Annotated in this window: 14 protein-coding genes; 11 read left to right on the top strand and 3 right to left on the bottom strand. The window is 69.2% G+C overall.

Annotation, left to right across the window (positions count from 1 at the left end):
- Positions 1 to 8: 8 nt before the first annotated feature.
- The 6 genes from ABD172_RS14495 to ABD172_RS14520 all read left to right on the top strand — a co-directional run bounded on the left by ABD172_RS14495 (position 9) and on the right by ABD172_RS14520 (position 7,075).
- Positions 9 to 962, top strand: a complete 954-nt coding sequence (locus tag ABD172_RS14495) for an ABC transporter ATP-binding protein (RefSeq protein WP_344310808.1) — start codon at positions 9 to 11, stop codon at positions 960 to 962.
- Complete coding sequence (locus ABD172_RS14500; RefSeq protein ID WP_344310810.1) at positions 959 to 1,756, top strand: ABC transporter permease; 798 nt, start codon at positions 959 to 961, stop codon at positions 1,754 to 1,756. Before ABD172_RS14495 ends, ABD172_RS14500 begins: the two co-directional genes overlap by 4 nt.
- A 103-nt stretch (positions 1,757 to 1,859) precedes the next feature.
- Positions 1,860 to 2,834: a COX15/CtaA family protein gene (locus ABD172_RS14505; protein ID WP_344310812.1), complete on the top strand. Its 975-nt coding sequence runs from the start codon at positions 1,860 to 1,862 to the stop codon at positions 2,832 to 2,834.
- A 32-nt stretch (positions 2,835 to 2,866) separates the two neighbouring features.
- A complete protein-coding gene (locus tag ABD172_RS14510) occupies positions 2,867 to 4,591 on the top strand; it encodes an ABC transporter ATP-binding protein (RefSeq protein ID WP_344310814.1) in 1,725 nt (574 codons plus the stop codon).
- Positions 4,581 to 6,494 carry an ABC transporter ATP-binding protein gene (locus ABD172_RS14515; protein ID WP_344310816.1) on the top strand — a complete coding sequence of 638 codons (1,914 nt, stop codon included), beginning with the start codon at positions 4,581 to 4,583 and terminating at the stop codon, positions 6,492 to 6,494. Before ABD172_RS14510 ends, ABD172_RS14515 begins: the two co-directional genes overlap by 11 nt.
- A gap of 95 nt (positions 6,495 to 6,589) precedes the next feature.
- Positions 6,590 to 7,075 (top strand): VOC family protein, encoded by a 486-nt coding sequence (locus ABD172_RS14520; RefSeq protein ID WP_344310817.1) that lies wholly within the window; start codon positions 6,590 to 6,592, stop codon positions 7,073 to 7,075.
- Between the two features lie 112 nt (positions 7,076 to 7,187).
- Here the strand turns inward: ABD172_RS14520 and ABD172_RS14525 are convergent, their stop codons facing one another.
- Positions 7,188 to 8,159, bottom strand: a complete 972-nt coding sequence (locus ABD172_RS14525) for a heme o synthase (RefSeq protein ID WP_425546696.1) — start codon at positions 8,157 to 8,159, stop codon at positions 7,188 to 7,190.
- A gap of 340 nt (positions 8,160 to 8,499) precedes the next feature.
- Here ABD172_RS14525 and tkt point away from each other — a divergent pair, with 340 nt between their 5' ends.
- From tkt to ABD172_RS14540, 3 genes are read left to right on the top strand one after another with little or no spacing between them, the layout of a single operon-like run.
- The gene (gene tkt / locus ABD172_RS14530) at positions 8,500 to 10,596 is read left to right on the top strand and encodes a transketolase (protein ID WP_344310819.1); all 2,097 of its coding nucleotides are present in this window, start codon (positions 8,500 to 8,502) and stop codon (positions 10,594 to 10,596) included.
- 18 nt (positions 10,597 to 10,614) lie between these two features.
- A complete protein-coding gene (gene tal, locus ABD172_RS14535; RefSeq protein WP_344310820.1) occupies positions 10,615 to 11,718 on the top strand; it encodes a transaldolase in 1,104 nt (367 codons plus the stop codon).
- Entirely contained in the window at positions 11,715 to 13,337 is a 1,623-nt protein-coding gene (locus ABD172_RS14540; RefSeq protein ID WP_344310822.1) for a glucose-6-phosphate isomerase, read from the top strand. Before tal ends, ABD172_RS14540 begins: the two co-directional genes overlap by 4 nt.
- Positions 13,338 to 13,912: 575 nt before the next feature.
- Here ABD172_RS14540 and ABD172_RS14545 read toward each other — a convergent pair.
- Complete coding sequence (locus ABD172_RS14545; protein WP_054687552.1) at positions 13,913 to 14,485, bottom strand: recombinase family protein; 573 nt, start codon at positions 14,483 to 14,485, stop codon at positions 13,913 to 13,915.
- A gap of 192 nt (positions 14,486 to 14,677) precedes the next feature.
- On the opposite strand from ABD172_RS14545, the gene cmtR reads away from it, so the two are divergent.
- Complete coding sequence (gene cmtR, locus ABD172_RS14550) at positions 14,678 to 15,037, top strand: Cd(II)/Pb(II)-sensing metalloregulatory transcriptional regulator CmtR (RefSeq protein WP_344310825.1); 360 nt, start codon at positions 14,678 to 14,680, stop codon at positions 15,035 to 15,037.
- On the top strand, positions 15,034 to 15,636 hold the full coding sequence (locus ABD172_RS14555; protein ID WP_344310827.1) for a cadmium resistance transporter: 603 nt from the start codon (positions 15,034 to 15,036) through the stop codon (positions 15,634 to 15,636). Before cmtR ends, ABD172_RS14555 begins: the two co-directional genes overlap by 4 nt.
- 49 nt (positions 15,637 to 15,685) lie before the next feature.
- Here ABD172_RS14555 and ABD172_RS14560 read toward each other — a convergent pair.
- A partial coding sequence (locus ABD172_RS14560; protein WP_344310829.1) for a hypothetical protein occupies positions 15,686 to 15,878 on the bottom strand: 193 nt, incomplete at its 5' end.

Genomic DNA, 15,878 nt, shown 5'->3' on the forward strand with positions numbered 1-15,878 from the left:
GGTCGACCGTGGTCGCCAGCACTCCTCCTCTCTCCGTTCGCGGGCTCTCGCACTCCTACGGGCGCGTGCGTGCGCTCGAGTCCGTCGACCTCGCGGTCCGCGCCGGGTCGGTGCACGCGGTCCTCGGACCGAACGGTGCGGGCAAGTCGACGACGATCGCGTGCGCGGTCGGGCTCCTGCGTCCGTCCGCCGGCACCGTGCGCATCCTCGGCCACGACCCGGTCACCGAACACGCCTTCACCTCGGGGGTCACGGGCGTCATGCTCCAGGACGGCGGCCTGCCGCTGGCCGCCCGCCCGCTCGAGGTCCTGCACCACCTCTCCCGGCTGTACGCGGACCCGGTGCCGGTGCCCGAACTCGCGGGGCGCCTCGGGATCGACTCCTTCTCCCGGACGACCATCCGGCGGCTCTCCGGCGGCCAACGCCAGCGGGTGGGCCTCGCCGCCGCAGTCATCGGCCGCCCGCGGCTCGTGTTCCTCGACGAACCCACCGCCGGACTCGATCCCCAGGCCTCCCTCGTCGTCCAGGAGGTCATCCGCGAACTCCGCGACTCCGGGACCGCCGTCGTCCTCACGACCCATGCGATGCGCGACGCCCAGGAACTCGCCGACGAGGTCACGGTCATCGACCACGGCTCCGTCATCGCCTCCGGGTCCCTCGAGGACCTCGTCCATCCCGCCGCCGGCGATCAACTCCTCACCGCCGTCCTCGACACCGATTCGCTCGCCGGGGACTCCCTCGAGTCCCCCGACGGCGCCGCTCTCATGCACGCGCTCTCCGACCTCGGCTCCGTCGCGGTGTCCGGCGCGCGGATCACCCTCACCGGCGACTTCTCCCCGATCGCACTCGCCCGGTTCACCGCGGTCCTCGCCGAACGGGACGTCCGCGTCCGGGAGCTGTCCGTCCACGGCCGCACGCTCGAGGACGTCTTCCTCGACCTCACCGGAAGGGATCTGCGATGAGCGAGACGCTCACGGGTGCTCCGCACCCCTCCGACGGCGGTGCCGCTCCGGCTCTTCGTCGCGTCCTCGCCCAGACCGTCTTCGAGGCGCGTGCGGTCATGCGCAACGGTGAGCAGCTGCTGCTGTCGCTCATCCTCCCGGCGATCGCCCTGTGCGGCCTCGCTCTCACACGGATCCCGGACGTCCTCGGCATGGACACCGCCGATCACCCCCGCGTCCTCATCGCACTGTCCGGGGTGCTCGGCCTCGCGATCGCGTCGACGGCCTTCACCGGTCAGGCGATCGCCACCGGCTTCGACCGTCGCTACGGCGTGCTCCGGCAGCTCGCGACGACACCGTTGGGCACGAGCGGCCTCGTATGGGGCAAGCTCCTCGCGGTGTACCTCGTGGTGCTCACGCAGTTCGTCGTCCTCCTCGCGCTCGCCGGTGTCCTCGGGTTCCGCCCCGGGACCGCAGGGATCTCGGTGCCCGGTCTCGTGTGCAGCGCGGTCGTCGGCACCGCCTCGCTCCTCGTGTGGGCGCTCGTCATGGCCGGTACCCTCCGCGCCGAGGCGACCCTCGCCCTCGCGAACATCGTGTGGGTCCTCATGGCGACGGTCGGCGGCATCCTCCTCGCCCACCCGGGGGCGTGGGGAGACCTCGTGGGGTTCCTCCCGTTCGGCGCGCTCGGCGACGCGATGCGGGCGGCCGTCCTCGAGGGCCGCCTCGCGGTCGTTCCGCTGCTCGTCATGCTCGCCTGGTCGGTCGTCGGCCTGCTCGTCGCCCGCCGCTGGTTCCGGTGGTCGGCGACATGAGCGTCGCCGCTTCGGACGTCCGTGGCCACCGGCCCGACCTCCGCTCCCCGTTCGTTCCCGTTCCTCGACCCGACCACTGCCCGCTGGTGCTGGAGGCACTCTCATGACCACGTCGACCCCACACGCCACCGCTCCCGCACCCCGGAGCCTGCGCGAGAGGCTGCAACCGCTCACCGTCACGGGGACGGTGCGAATCGCGGCGTGGCTCATGCTGCTGGCGCAGTCGGGCATCATCCTCACGGGCGCCCTCGTGCGTCTCACGGGGTCCGGCCTCGGCTGCCCGACGTGGCCGAAGTGCACACCCGAGTCCCTCACGAACACCCCGGAGATGGGGATCCACGGGTACATCGAGTTCGGCAACCGCCTGCTCGGCATCGCCCTCGGCGTCCTCTGCCTCGTCACGGTGCTCCATCTGTGGCGCCTGCGGAAGGACCGGAAGGACCTCTTCGTGCTCGCGGTCTCCCTCCTCGCGGTCGTTCCGGCGCAGGCGGTCATCGGCGGCATCACGGTGCTCACGGACCTCAACCCGTGGTCGGTCGCGATCCACTTCATCCCCTCCGCGTTCGCCGTCGCGGCCTCCGCGTACTTCGTACGCCGCACCCACGACTCCGGACGCCTCACCGGGGACCGTGCCCCGCAGAAGCTCCGGATCCTCGCCTGGGTGATCGCGGTCCTCGTCCTCGTCGTCGTGCTCTTCGGCGTCCTCACCACCGGCGCCGGTCCCCACTCGGGTGACGAACTGAGCACCCGCAACGGCCTCGACCCGGAGATCATGGCCCGCCTCCATGCCTGGCCGGTGTGGGCACTCGTCATCGCCACGGTCGTCGCCCGGGTCCTCGCCGCCCGTGCCGTCGCGGCCGGAACCGCGGACCGCGCCCTGTCCCGGACCCTCGACGTGCTCATCGGCGTCGAGATCCTCCAGGGCGTCATCGGGTACGTGCAGCACTTCACGGGTCTGCCCGTCACGCTCGTCGCCCTCCACATGATCGGCGTGTGTCTCGTCATCGCCGCCGCCACGGCGGTCGTCGACGCGTGCTACTCCCGCGCCCCCCTGCCGGAGGCTCCTGCTCGCTCCTGAGCCCGACCGCGGCGTGGTTGAATGACCTCCTGATGAAACTCGTCGAGCTCCTCCGCAGATATCTGTTCGACTACCGCCTCGCCCTCGCCGGGGTGGTCCTCTTCCAGGCACTCCAGACCTTCGGGATGTTGTTCCTGCCCACTCTCAACGCCCGCATGATCGACGACGGCGTCGCCCACGGGGACACCGCGACGGTCTGGCGCCTGGGCCTGTGGATGCTCCTCGTCGCGATCGCGCAGGTGGTGTGCAACGCCGCCGCCATCTGGTGCGGGGCGTACGCCGCGATGTCCGCCGGCCGCGACCTCCGCCGTGACGTCTTCCACCGGGTTGTCGACATGAGTCATCAGGACGTCGCCCGGTTCTCCGCCGCGAGCCTCATCACCCGGAACACGAACGACATCCGGCAGGTGCAGACCTTCGTCGTCATGAGCGCGACGATGCTCGTCATGGCCCCGCTCATGTCGATCGGCGGTATCGTCATGGCGCTCTCCCAGAGCCTGCACCTCTCGTGGATCGTCGTCGTCACCGTCGTGGTGCTCGCCGTCGTCATGGGTCTGCTCGTGGCCCGCATGGTGCCCTCGTTCTCCGTCATGCAGGAGCGCATCGACGCCCTGGGCTCGGTCACGCGGCAGCAGCTCACCGGCATCCGGGTGATCCGCGCCTTCGTCCGTGAGGATGCGGAGAAGGCCCGGTTCGCGGAGGCGAACCGCGGTGTCACGGAGGCGAACCTCCGCGTCGGCCGACTGTTCACGCTCATGTTCCCCACCGTCATGGCGATCATCAACGTCGCGACGGTCGCCGTCGTGTGGTTCGGCGGGATCGAGGTCGCCGCCGGCACGCTCGAGATCGGCGTCGTCATGGCGTTCGTCCAGTACCTCATGCTCATCCTCATGGGCATCATGATCGCGAGCTTCATGGCGATGATGATCCCGCGTGCCGCGGTGTCCGCGTCCCGCGTTCTCGAGGTCGTCGACGCCCCTCTCGAGATCGAGTCCCACGGCACTCGCGAGGTACTGCCCGAGCCCGGTGCGGTCGAGTTCCGGCACGTCGGTTTCCGCTACCCCGGGGCCGAGGCGCCCGTCCTCCACGACATCACCTTCCGGGTCCCGCCGGGCGGCTCCCTCGCCGTCGTCGGCGCCACCGGATCCGGCAAGACGACCCTCGCCGCGCTCCTCGTCCGCCTGTTCCGCCCGGAGTCCGGCGAGGTTCTCATCGGTGGGGTGCCCGTCGAGGAGCTCGCACCGACGGCACTGAGCCACGCGCTCGGGCTCGTTCCCCAGCAGGCCTATCTCTTCGCCGGCTCGATCGCGGACAATCTGCGGTTCGCCGCTCCGGACGCGAGCGAGGACGACATGTGGTGGGCACTCGATGTCGCACAGGCACACTTCGTGCGTGAACTCGAGGACGGCCTCGGGCACGAGGTCAACCAGGGCGGGACGAACTTCTCCGGTGGTCAGCGCCAACGGCTCGCGATCGCCCGCGCCCTCGTGGGACGGCCGGGCGTCCTCGTGTTCGACGACTCCTTCTCGGCCCTCGACACCCGGACGGACCGGGAGCTGCGTGCCGCTCTCGACGCCCACGTCGCTGCGACGCGCGTCGTCGTCGCCCAGCGCATCGCCACCGCACGGGATGCCGACCGCATCCTCGTCCTCGACGGCGGGAGGGTGTCCGGCATCGGCACGCACGACGAACTCCTCACCTCGAACGCGGTGTACCGCGAGATCGCCGATTCCCAGGAGGCCGGCCATGTCGGATGAGACCGCACCGGGCGCCCGCGCGCGCCATTTCGTCCCCACGATGCGGACCCTCCTCGGACGGTTCGCGCCCTCCCGCCTGCGGATCGGCGCCGCGGTCGTGCTCACGGCGGGGTCGATCGTCCTCACCGTGCTCGGCCCGCTCGTCCTCGCGCAGGCGACGAACCTCGTGTACGAGGGATGGGTCGCCGGCAGGATGGAGGCGGGCCTCACACAGGACGAGGTGGTCGCGGATCTGCGCGCCTCCGGCGACGGGACGATGGCCGACATGGTCGAGGCGATGGTCATCACCCCGGGTGCGGGCATCGACTTCACCGCGCTCGGTCGGACGCTCCTGCTCGCGGCCCTCCTCTACGTGCTCGGCTCCGCACTGCAGTGGGCCGCAGGCCGCCTCCTCAACACCGTCACCCAGCGCATGATGTCGACCCTGCGCACCGAGGTCGAGTACAAGATCCACTCGCTGCCCCTGGGCACCTTCGACCGGATGAAGCGCGGCGACGTGCTCTCCCGGCTGAGCAACGACATCGACAACCTCAACCAGGTGATGAGCGAGTCACTCGGGCAGATCATCACGAGTCTTCTCACGATCGTGAGCGTCCTCGTCATGATGCTCGTCCTGTCGTGGCAGCTCACGCTCGTCACGTTGCTCACGGTGCCGCTCTCGGCGATCGTCATCGGGCTCATCGGCGCGCGGTCCCAGAAGCAGTTCCTCACGCAGTGGCGGGCCACGGGCGTGCTCAACACCCGGGTCGAGGAATCGATCACGGGACACAACCTCATCACCGTCTACGGGCGCGGCCGGGCGACGAAGGAGGCGTTCGACACCGAGAACGAGACGGTGAATCGGGCCTCGTTCAACGCCCAGGTCCTCGCCGGTCTCATGATGCCGGCGATGCAGTTCATCGGGAACCTCGTGTACGTCGGGATCGCACTCATCGGCGCTCTCCAGGTGGCGAACGGAACGATCCGCCTCGGGACGGTGCAGGCGTTCATCCAGTACTCCCGCCAGTTCTCTCAACCGCTCGGTCAGCTCGGGGGCATGATGGCGCAGTTGCAGTCGGCTGCCGCGTGCGCCGAGCGGGTGTTCGAGTTCCTCGGGTACGAGGACGAGAGCCCCGACCGTCACGAGGAGGCACTGCCGACTCCCCCGCGCGGTCGGATCGAGTTCCGGGACGTGCGTTTCGGTTACTCCCCCGACGAGCCCCTCATCACCGGCCTGTCCTTCGTCGCGGAGCCGGGCACGACCACCGCGATCGTCGGTCCGACGGGAGCCGGCAAGACGACGCTCGTGAACCTCCTCATGCGGTTCTACGAGCTCGACGGCGGAGCCATCCTCCTCGACGGTCGGGACATCGCTCGACTGCCGCGTGCCGAACTCCGGTCCCACACCGGCATGGTGCTCCAGGACACCTGGCTGTTCGGCGGCACCATCGAGGAGAACATCGCGTACGGCAGGCCCGGTGCCACGCGGGAGGAAGTCGTCGCCGCAGCACGTGCGTGCCACGTCGACACCTTCGTCCGGACCCTGCCCGACGGGTACGACACCGTCATCGCGGACGACGGGAGCAACCTCTCCCAGGGGGAACGCCAGCTCCTCACGATCGCGCGGGCGTTCCTCACGAACCCCGTGCTCCTCATCCTCGACGAGGCCACGTCCTCCGTCGACACCCGCACCGAGCTCCTCGTCCAGCAGGCGATGAACACGCTGCGCGAAGGACGCACGAGCTTCGTCATCGCGCACCGGCTCTCGACCATCCGGGACGCGGACTCGATCCTCGTGATGGAGCACGGTGACATCGTCGAACAGGGCACGCACGAGGAGCTCCTCGCCCGGGACGGGGCCTATGCCGAGCTCCACGCCGCCCAGCTCGCGGCGGGCGGTTCGGTCGACGACGTCGATGTGTGAGATCTCCTCTTCCCCACGTGCCCGCGGCGGAGGACACTGGTGTCCCCACGGTCCGCCTCGGTGGTGGGCCGTCCGCGAGGACGAGGAGAACGGTCGTGGCGATCGGAACCGGCGGCGCAGCCGCCCGCATCATGCCCTACCTGTGGTTCACCGACAATGCGCGGGAGGCACTCGAGTACTACACGAGCGTGTTCCCGAACTCCTCGATCGGTGAGGTGCAGTACTACCCCGAGGCGACCTCGGAGGAGCACCTGCGGGACATGCAGGGGAAGATCCTCCACGCCGAGTTCGTCCTCGACGGTCAGCGGTTCGGCGCGATCGACGGCGGTCCCGCCTTCACCTTCACGGAGGCGGTGTCGTTCGTCGTGTGGTGTGCGGACCAGGCGGAGATCGACCGGTACTGGTCGGCTCTCTCCCACGTGCCCGAGTCCGAGGCCTGCGGGTGGTGCAAGGACAGGTTCGGCCTCTCCTGGCAGATCCTCCCCGCCGACCTCGGCTCCCTCATGAGGATCCCCGCTCAGCAGAGCGCGCTCATGCGGATGAAGAAGATCGACATCGCCGAGCTCGCAGGGCTCGGCTGAGCGAGAAGGGCTCGGCCGAGTTCCACTGCTGCGGAGATGGGTGGGCACGGCGAAGGCCCCGGAACCGTGGCGACGATTCCGGGGCCTTCTCGTGTCGGACGCCGGGGCTCTCTCAGCCGACGAACGGGTTGAAGAACGGGTCGATCGCGACCGCGAGGAACACGACCGACAGGTACGTGATCGAGCCGTGGAAGAGCTTCATCGCCCGTAGGCGGGTACCGGTGAGGCCCTTCTTCGCGCGGGACACGAGCGCGTAGGCCTCGTACATGAACCAGGCACCGGCGGCGACCGCGGTGACGATGTAGATCGGGCCCATGGGCGCCACCGGGACGAGGGCGAGCGTCGAGAGCACCATGGCCCACGAGTACCAGATGATCTGCTTGCCGACCGTCGCCGGCGGCACCTTCGAGGGGAGCATGGGCACGCCGGCGGCGTCGTAGTCCGCCTTGTACTTCATCGCGAGCGGCCAGTAGTGCGGCGGCGTCCAGAAGAAGACGATGAGGAAGAGGATGAGCGGTTCCCAGGACACTCCGCCGGTGACGGCGGACCACCCGATGAGCACCGGCATGCAGCCGGCGGCGCCACCCCACACGATGTTCTGCGTCGTGTGGCGCTTGAGCATGATCGTGTAGAAGACCGCGTAGAGGAGGATCGCGATCGCGGTGAGCCCCGCGGCGACCCAATTCGTGAATCCGCCCATCCAGAAGATCGACCCGATGCCGAGCACGAAGGCGAAGATCAGCGCATTGCGCGGTGAGATCTCCCCCGTGACGAGCGGCCGGTTCTCCGTGCGGTGCATCTTCGCGTCGATGTCGCGGTCGATGTAGCAGTTGAAGACGGAGGCGGAGGCGGCAGCGGCCGCGCCACCGACGAGCGTCGCGAGCACGAGCCAGATGTTCGGCATGCCCTGCGCCGCGAGGAACATCACGGGCGCGGTCGTCACGAGGAGCAGTTCGATGACACGCGGCTTCGTGAGCGCCACGTACGCCATGAACCTGCTGCGGGGTTTCCCGGACCGCGCCGATTCGTCGACGCTGCGCTGCAGGGGCTTCTCCACGGATGCCGCCCGAGCTTCCTGAGCTATCTGGGCGGCCTCATGCTGTTCAGCAGTCACGGATCGGGAGTTCACTTCCTCTTGACGACGGTCGACCGAGCGGCAGTGACACGGTGTACCGAAACACGGTGTACCGACCCCGCGGTCCACGCCATTCTACCCGTCGTAGAGTCCACCGCCACTCGCCGCCCCGGGTGATCCGCGTCATCGCCCACGTCGTCCCGTGGCGGAGCCGCGCGCACCGCTCCGCGCAGGCGGTCCGCGCGCGCGACGAAGGCCACACCGCACGGCGCCGCGGCCGGTTTCGCCCCGGTCGGGCGCGCGATAGAGTTGTGATGTCATCCGTCAAGTAGAAGGATCACTCACGCGCATGAGTACTGTGACCTGGACCGAAGCCGATTCCAAGGCCGTCGACACCGCCCGCCTCCTCGCAGCGGACGCCGTGCAGAAGGCAGGCAACGGCCACCCCGGAACGGCGATGAGCCTGGCACCGGTCGCCTACTACCTCTACCAGCACGCCATGACCCACGATCCCGCCGATCCCACCTGGCTCGGACGGGATCGTTTCGTTCTGTCCGCGGGTCACTCGAGCCTCACGCAGTACGTGCAGTTGTTCCTCGGCGGATTCGGCCTCGAGATCGAGGACCTCCAGCGGCTCCGCCAGTGGGGTTCCCTCACCCCCGGTCACCCGGAGGTCGGGCACACCGCCGGCGTCGAGATCACCACCGGCCCGCTCGGCTCGGGCCTCGCCTCCGCCGTGGGCATGGCGATGGCCGCCCGCCGCGAGCGCGGCCTCTTCGATCCCGAGGCGCCCGCCGGACAGTCCGTGTTCGACCACCGCATCTTCGTCATCGCCTCCGACGGTGACCTCGAGGAGGGCGTCTCCGGTGAGGCCTCGTCGGTGGCCGGCACCCAGCGGCTCGGCAACCTCGTCGTCATCTGGGACGACAACCGGATCTCCATCGAGGACGACACCTCGATCGCCTTCACCGAGGACGTCGCGGCCCGCTACGCGGCCTACGGCTGGCACGTCCAGCACGTGGACTTCACCCAGGGCGGCACCGAGTACAAGGAGGACATCTCCGCACTCGACGCCGCGGTGGAGGCCGCGAAGGCGGACCCGCGTCCGTCCTTCATCCGCCTCTCGACGATCATCGCGTGGCCGGCCCCGAATGCACAGAACACCGGTGCGTCCCACGGTTCCGCCCTCGGGGCCGAGGAGATCGCCGCGACGAAGACCGTCCTCGGCTTCGATCCGGAGGCCACCTTCGCCGTGGATCCCGAGGTCCTCGCCCACGCCCGGTCCCTGCGCGACCGCGGTGCCGCCGCCCACCAGGAGTGGAACGGCCGCTACGAGGCCTGGCGATCGGCCAACCCGGAGAACGCCGCCCTCCTCGACCGCCTCCTCGCGAAGGAACTGCCCGCCGGCATCGACGACGCCCTTCCCACCTGGGAGGCCGACGCCAAGGGAGTCGCGACGCGCGCGGCCTCGGGTGCCGTCATCAATGCGCTCGCGCCGCTCATGCCGGAACTCTGGGGCGGCTCCGCCGACCTCGCGGGGTCGAACAACACGCTCGTCAAGGGCGAGCCCTCGTTCCTGCCCGCCGAGCGTTCCTCGGACATGTTCTCCGGCCACGAGTACGGCCGGAACATCCACTTCGGTGTCCGCGAGTTCGCCGCCGGCCTCATCTGCAACGGCATCGCCCTCCACGGCCCCACCCGGCCGTACAACGGCACGTTCCTCGTGTTCTCCGACTACCAGCGCGGTGCCGTGCGCCTCGCTGCCCTCCAGCAGCTGCCGACGGTGTTCGTGTGGACGCACGACTCGATCGGCCTCGGGGAGGACGGCCCGACCCACCAGCCGGTGGAACACCTGTCCTCCCTCCGTGCGATCCCGGGCCTCGACGTCGTCCGCCCCGCGGATGCGAACGAGACCGCCGTCGTGTGGCGTCGGATCCTCGACCGCACCGACGGACCGACGGGCATCGTGCTCACCCGCCAGAACGTGCCGGTCCTCGACCGCACGGTCCTCGCACCGGCCGCGGAGGCCGCGAAGGGCGCCTATGTCCTCGGCGAGTTCGGCCCGGCGGAGGCGGCCGTCGCCGATCGCGTGATCATCGTCGCGACGGGCTCCGAGGTCGAGATCGCCCTCGCCGGGGCCGAACAGCTCGCGGCGAAGGGCATCGCCTCCCGCGTCGTGTCCATGCCCTCGCAGGAGTGGTTCGAGGCGGAGTCCGCCGAGTACCGCGAGTCGGTCGTCCCGGCCGCTGCTCGTGCCCGCGTCACCGTCGAGGCCGGAGCATCGATGAGCTGGCACAAGTACCTCGGTACCTTCGGCCGGGCCGTGTCGCTCGAACACTTCGGTGCTTCGGCCGACTACAAGCGTCTGTACCAGGAATTCGGCATCACCGCCGAGGCCGTCGTCACCGCCGCCGAGGAATCCCTCGCAGCGGTGGCCGCTGCCTGACCCGGGAAGGAACCCGTCATGAGCACTCCCCTCTCCGCACTCTCCGCAGCCGGCGTCTCCGTCTGGCTCGACGATCTCTCCCGCTCCCGCCTCGATTCCGGTGACCTCGCCGCGCAGGTCGGGGCGGGGACGATCGTCGGCGTGACGACCAATCCCACGATCTTCGCCGCGGCCCTCGCCCGGGGTGAGGCCTACGCCGCACAGGTGACCGAGCTCGTCGCGGCCGGCGCCTCGGTCGAGGACACGATCGACGCCCTCACGACGACGGACGTCGCCCGCGCCGCGGACGTCCTCCGCCCGGTGTACGACGCGACGGACGGCGTCGACGGCAGGGTGTCCATCGAGGTGCCGCCGCACCTCGCGAAGGACACCGCCGGCACGATCGCGTACGCGAAGAAGCTCTGGACGATGATCGACCGACCGAACGTCATGATCAAGATCCCGGCGACCCTCGAAGGACTGCCCGCCATCACCGAGGTCATCACGGCCGGCATCAGTGTGAACGTCACGCTCATCTTCGCGCTCGACCGGTACCGCAAGGTCGTCGAGGCGTACATCGCAGGTCTCGAACTCGCCCGGGAGGCCGGCATCGACCTCTCGACCATTCACTCGGTCGCCTCGATCTTCGTCTCCCGCGTCGATTCCGAGGTCGACTCCCGGATCGCCGTGAACGACTCCCTTTCGGGACTCGCGGGGAAGGCGGGGATCGCGAACTGCCGCCTCGCCCACCAGATCGCGACGCAGCTGTTCTCGAGCGAACGCTTCACCGTCCTCGCGGCCGCCGGTGCGCACCCGCAGCGCCCGCTCTGGGCGTCGACGGGTGTGAAGAACCCCGCTTTCCGCGACACCCTGTACGTCGAGGAGCTCGTCACCGCCGGCACCGTCAACACGATGCCGGAGAAGACGCTCCTCGCCTTCGCCGACCACGGTGAGGTCCACGGCGACACCGTGGCCGGTCACTATCAGGAGGCCGACGAGGTGCTCGACGCCCTCGCCGCCGGCGGCATCGACTACGCCGAGGTCATGGAGAAACTCGAGGCCGAGGGTCTCGAGAAGTTCGACGCCAGCTGGACCGAACTCGTCGAGACCGTTCGCGGTCAGATGGAAGCGGTGCGATCGTGAAGGGCGTCGATCTCGGTTATCCCTCGCCCGCGGAGTTCGACGACGAGGTCCACGATCTCGTCACCGCACGCGTCGCCTCCCGCATCGCGGCCGGTGACGCCACCGTCTGGGGTGAGGCCGCGGAATCCGAGGCCGCGAAGCGCCTCGGCTGGGTGAACCTCCCGACGACCTCCGCCGACCTCGTGCCGCGCATCCTCGCCCTCCGGGAGGAACTCCTGGCCGAGGGCGTCGACCACGTGACGCTCGCCGGGATGGGCGGTTCCTCGCTCGCCCCCGAGGTCATCTGCGCGACGGCCGGAGTGCCGATCGAGATCGTCGACACCACGGACCCCGCTCAGGTCGCCGAGGCGATCGGCACGGACCTGAGCCGGACCGTTCTCGTCGTCGCCTCGAAGTCCGGATCCACGGTGGAGACCGACTCGCACCGCAGGGCGTTCGCCGAGGCGTTCCGCGCCTCCGGCATCGACCCGCGCCGTCGCATCGTCGTCGTCACGGATCCCGGCTCGCCCTTCCAGCAGCTCGCGGAGGACGAGGGGTACCGCGCGGTCTTCCTCGCGGACCCGAACGTCGGCGGCCGCTTCAGTGCACTCAGCGCCTTCGGCCTGGTCCCCGCCGGGCTCGCAGGTGCGGACATCGCCGGCCTCCTCCGCGACGCCGCGGAGTACGCCCCCGTCCTCGCGGCCGACGACGCCGAGAACCCCGCGGTGCGCCTCGGTGCTCTCCTCGGCGTCGCACACGCCCGCGACACCGAGAAGCTCGTCATCGCGAGCACGGACTCCCCCGTCGTCGGTTTCGGCGCATGGCTCGAACAGCTCCTCGCGGAGTCGACCGGCAAGGATCACAAGGGCATCCTCCCAGTCGTCGTCGAGGACCGGAACGCTCCCGGTTTCACCGATGCACACGCGGACTCCGTGCTCCTCTTCATCGGCGACGCGATCGGCGATCACCAGCCCGCCTCCGGTTACGCCGCTGCGGTGAACCTGCCGCTCGGTGCCTTGTTCCAGCTCTGGGAGCACGTCACCGCGATCGTCGGCTACAGCATCGGGGTGAACCCCTTCGATCAACCGGACGTCGAGTCCGCGAAGGTCGCGGCCCGGGCCCTCCTCGAGGCTCCGGCGAACGGTGAGCACACCGCACCCGCTTTCGTCGACGGGCCCGTCGAGGTCCACGCCTCGCCGGAGGTGATCGGAGCCGCCTCCACGCTCGGTGAGGCTCTCGCAGCCCTCATCGACGCCGCGGACGAGTACGGCTACCTCGCGGTGCAGGCGTTCCTCGATCGGAACGGCGACGCGCACGCGGCAGAACTGCGGCCGCTCCTGGCCCGGGCGAGTGGCATCCAGACCACGTTCGGGTTCGGACCGCGCTTCCTCCACTCGACCGGGCAGTACCACAAGGGCGGCCACCCCAACGGGGTGTTCCTCCAGATCACGGGTGAGAACCGGGCCGACATCGTCGTCCCGGAGCGACCGTTCACCTTCGGCAGGCTCCTCGCCGCCCAGGCCGCCGGTGATGCCCAGGTGCTCCGCGACCACGGGCGTCCCGTGCTCCGACTCCATCTGCAGGACCGGTCCGCCGGTCTCGCCCACATCCGGCAGGCCGTCGAGGGCCTCCTCGCCTGACCCGCCCGGAGCCGCTCCGTCCGAGCGAACTCCGAACTCCCATCCGACCCGAGGGCCGCGCACTCACCGAGTGGGCGGCCCTCGCCGGTATCGGGGGCATGTGTCGAGATCGGCACACGCTCGGGCGCCGTCACGCACATCAACCGCCGACGCCGCTTCTGCGAGTCGGCCCCGAAAGAACGCTCGCCTCCATGCACCCTTGGACTCCGTCCGTCTCGTTCACTCGGCCGGCGGATCCTCACCGCGACAGCCACCTGCGTTCTCGTCGGTGGGCTCAGTGCCTGCGCCGGTACCGGTTCGGACGGCGTCTACCTCGCGACCTCGGACGACGATCTCGGCACCCTCACGATCGACGGCAGCGCTGTCACGTACACCGTCTCCCATTGCGGTGAGGACGTCGATACCGGCACCGGAGAACTCACCGAGGACGGCACCGGCGTCGTCTGGGCGGAAGGCAGCACCTCGACGGTGACCTTCACCGACGGGTCCGTCGGCCTCGACGACATGACGTTCTCTGTGGATGTGATGGCTTGGTGGCGGGTTTCTGTGATCGCTCAGTGGCGGTGCAGGCGCGGTCAGGTGTCGGCCGTGGTGCGGCGCAGCTCGCGGTAGATGGTGGTGCGGGAGACGTTGAACAGCTCGGCCAGCTCGGCTTGGGTGTGCTCACCGGCGGCGTGCAACGTCAGCAGGTGCTTGCGCTGAGAGGGCGAGAGCTTGGGCTTCTTGCCTTTGAGTTTGCCCTTGGATCTGGCGATGGCCATGCCCTCGCGGGTGCGCAGGCGGATGAGGTCCGCCTCAAACTCGGCCACCATGCCGAGCACGTTGAACAGCAACCGGCCGACGGCGTCGTTGGGGTCGTAGACGCTGCCTCCGAGACTGAGCGCCACTCCCTTGATGGTGAGCTCGTCGGCGATGTCCCTCGCGTCCGGGAGCGAGCGGGCCAGCCGGTCGAGCTTGGTCACCACCAGGGTGTCCCCATCCCGGGTCGCGGCCAGTGCCTCACGCAGCCCGGGCCGGGCGCGGGTCGTTCCCGTTAGGCCGTGGTCGAAGTAGATGTTCTTGTTCTCGACTCCGAGGCGCTCGAGTGCTTCCCGTTGGGCGGAGAGGTCTTGCTCGAGAGTCGAGACGCGCGCGTAGCCGACATGCATGTCCCCATTGTTGCAGTTGCCCTCCCCTCACCGCCCATGTCACCGTACGGGTCTTGCGTACATGACGATCCCTCATAAAAAGTCGTCGAGGAGGAAGCTCGCACGACGTACGGTGAAGTATCCCCTTACGGGCATGCGATCTGGGCCGACGCCTGTGACCGAATGCTCAGCGCGCGCTGTATAGTTCAGTGCATGCTGACCGTTGCTTCGCGTCTCGACGTGATGAACCGCCTGGGTCGTGCACTGGCCGACCCCACTCGATCCCGGATCATCTTGACCCTGCTCGACCATCCCGCTTACCCGGCGGAACTGGCCCGAGATCTGGACCTGACACGCCCGAACGTGTCCAACCACCTGGCATGCCTGCGCGATTGCGGGATCGTCGTCTCCGAGCCCGAGGGTCGTCGGACACGATATGAGATCGCCGATTCGCACCTGGCGCAGGCGCTGACGGCACTGGTCGATGCCACCCTGGCAGTGGACGAAGACGCCCCGTGCATCGCTCCCGCCTGCTCGCTTCCCGGATGCGACGCAGCTGGGGAGGGTGCATGATCCTCACCTCGGTCTTGCAGGCGATGGGCCTGTTCGCAGCGACCAACATCGACGACATCATCGTGCTCTCCCTCTTCTTCGCGCGAGGGGCAGGCCAGCGCGGCACTACCGCCCGCATTCTGGCCGGCCAGTACCTCGGATTCGCCGGCATCCTCGGTGCCGCGGTCCTGGTGACCATCGGCGCCGGAGCATTCCTGCCCTCGGCAGCCATCCCGTACTTCGGTCTCATCCCTCTGGGCCTCGGCCTCTGGGCCGCATGGCAGGCCTGGCGCGGAGACGATGACGACGATGACGACGAGGCCAAGGTTGCCGGCAAGAAGGTCGGCGTGTGGACAGTCGCAGGCGTCACCCTTGCCAACGGCGGCGACAACATCGGCGTCTACACCCCTGTCTTCCTCAGCGTGGAACCTCTCGCAGTAGTCGCCTACTGCATCGTCTTCCTCGCGCTCGTCGCGGTCCTGGTGGCCCTGGCAAAGTTCGTCGCCACCCGCCCCCCGATCGCCGAAGTGCTCGAACGCTGGGAGCACATCCTCTTCCCCATCGTTCTCATCGGCCTCGGCATCGCGATCCTCGTCAGCGGCGGAGCCTTCGGACTCTGACGTAGCGGCAGCGATCCAAACGGCCCCGACCGGGCGCACCCCTCTCGGTTCAGACCGCGACACCTACCTGCAGCCAGTCCTGCGTGATCGCGGCAACAAGACCGCCACGGAGCGCTACAAAAACCCCGCCACCAAGCGAACGAAGCCACACGTTCTCGAAGGAAGGCACCGACGCGGCCGGCGAGGTCACCGCCGAGCACGAGAACGTCTGTGCCGACGAAGTCGCGGCTGCCGAGGCCGAG

The sequence above is a fragment of the Brevibacterium samyangense genome, from assembly GCF_039529845.1.
In the GTDB taxonomy this organism is placed as follows: Bacteria; Actinomycetota; Actinomycetes; order Actinomycetales; family Brevibacteriaceae; genus Brevibacterium; species Brevibacterium samyangense.

Excerpts from the sequence above, each read along its gene's own strand:
- cmtR (WP_344310825.1), top strand. The coding sequence starts at position 14,678 with ATGCTGACCGTTGCTTCGCGTCTCGACGTGATGAACCGCCTGGGTCGT.
- ABD172_RS14515 (WP_344310816.1), top strand. The coding sequence starts at position 4,581 with ATGTCGGATGAGACCGCACCGGGCGCCCGCGCGCGCCATTTCGTCCCC.
- tal (WP_344310820.1), top strand. The coding sequence starts at position 10,615 with ATGAGCACTCCCCTCTCCGCACTCTCCGCAGCCGGCGTCTCCGTCTGG.
- ABD172_RS14555 (WP_344310827.1), top strand. The coding sequence starts at position 15,034 with ATGATCCTCACCTCGGTCTTGCAGGCGATGGGCCTGTTCGCAGCGACC.
- ABD172_RS14510 (WP_344310814.1), top strand. The coding sequence starts at position 2,867 with ATGAAACTCGTCGAGCTCCTCCGCAGATATCTGTTCGACTACCGCCTC.
- ABD172_RS14505 (WP_344310812.1), top strand. The coding sequence starts at position 1,860 with ATGACCACGTCGACCCCACACGCCACCGCTCCCGCACCCCGGAGCCTG.
- ABD172_RS14545 (WP_054687552.1), bottom strand. The coding sequence starts at position 14,485 with ATGCATGTCGGCTACGCGCGCGTCTCGACTCTCGAGCAAGACCTCTCC.
- tkt (WP_344310819.1), top strand. The coding sequence starts at position 8,500 with ATGAGTACTGTGACCTGGACCGAAGCCGATTCCAAGGCCGTCGACACC.
- ABD172_RS14500 (WP_344310810.1), top strand. The coding sequence starts at position 959 with ATGAGCGAGACGCTCACGGGTGCTCCGCACCCCTCCGACGGCGGTGCC.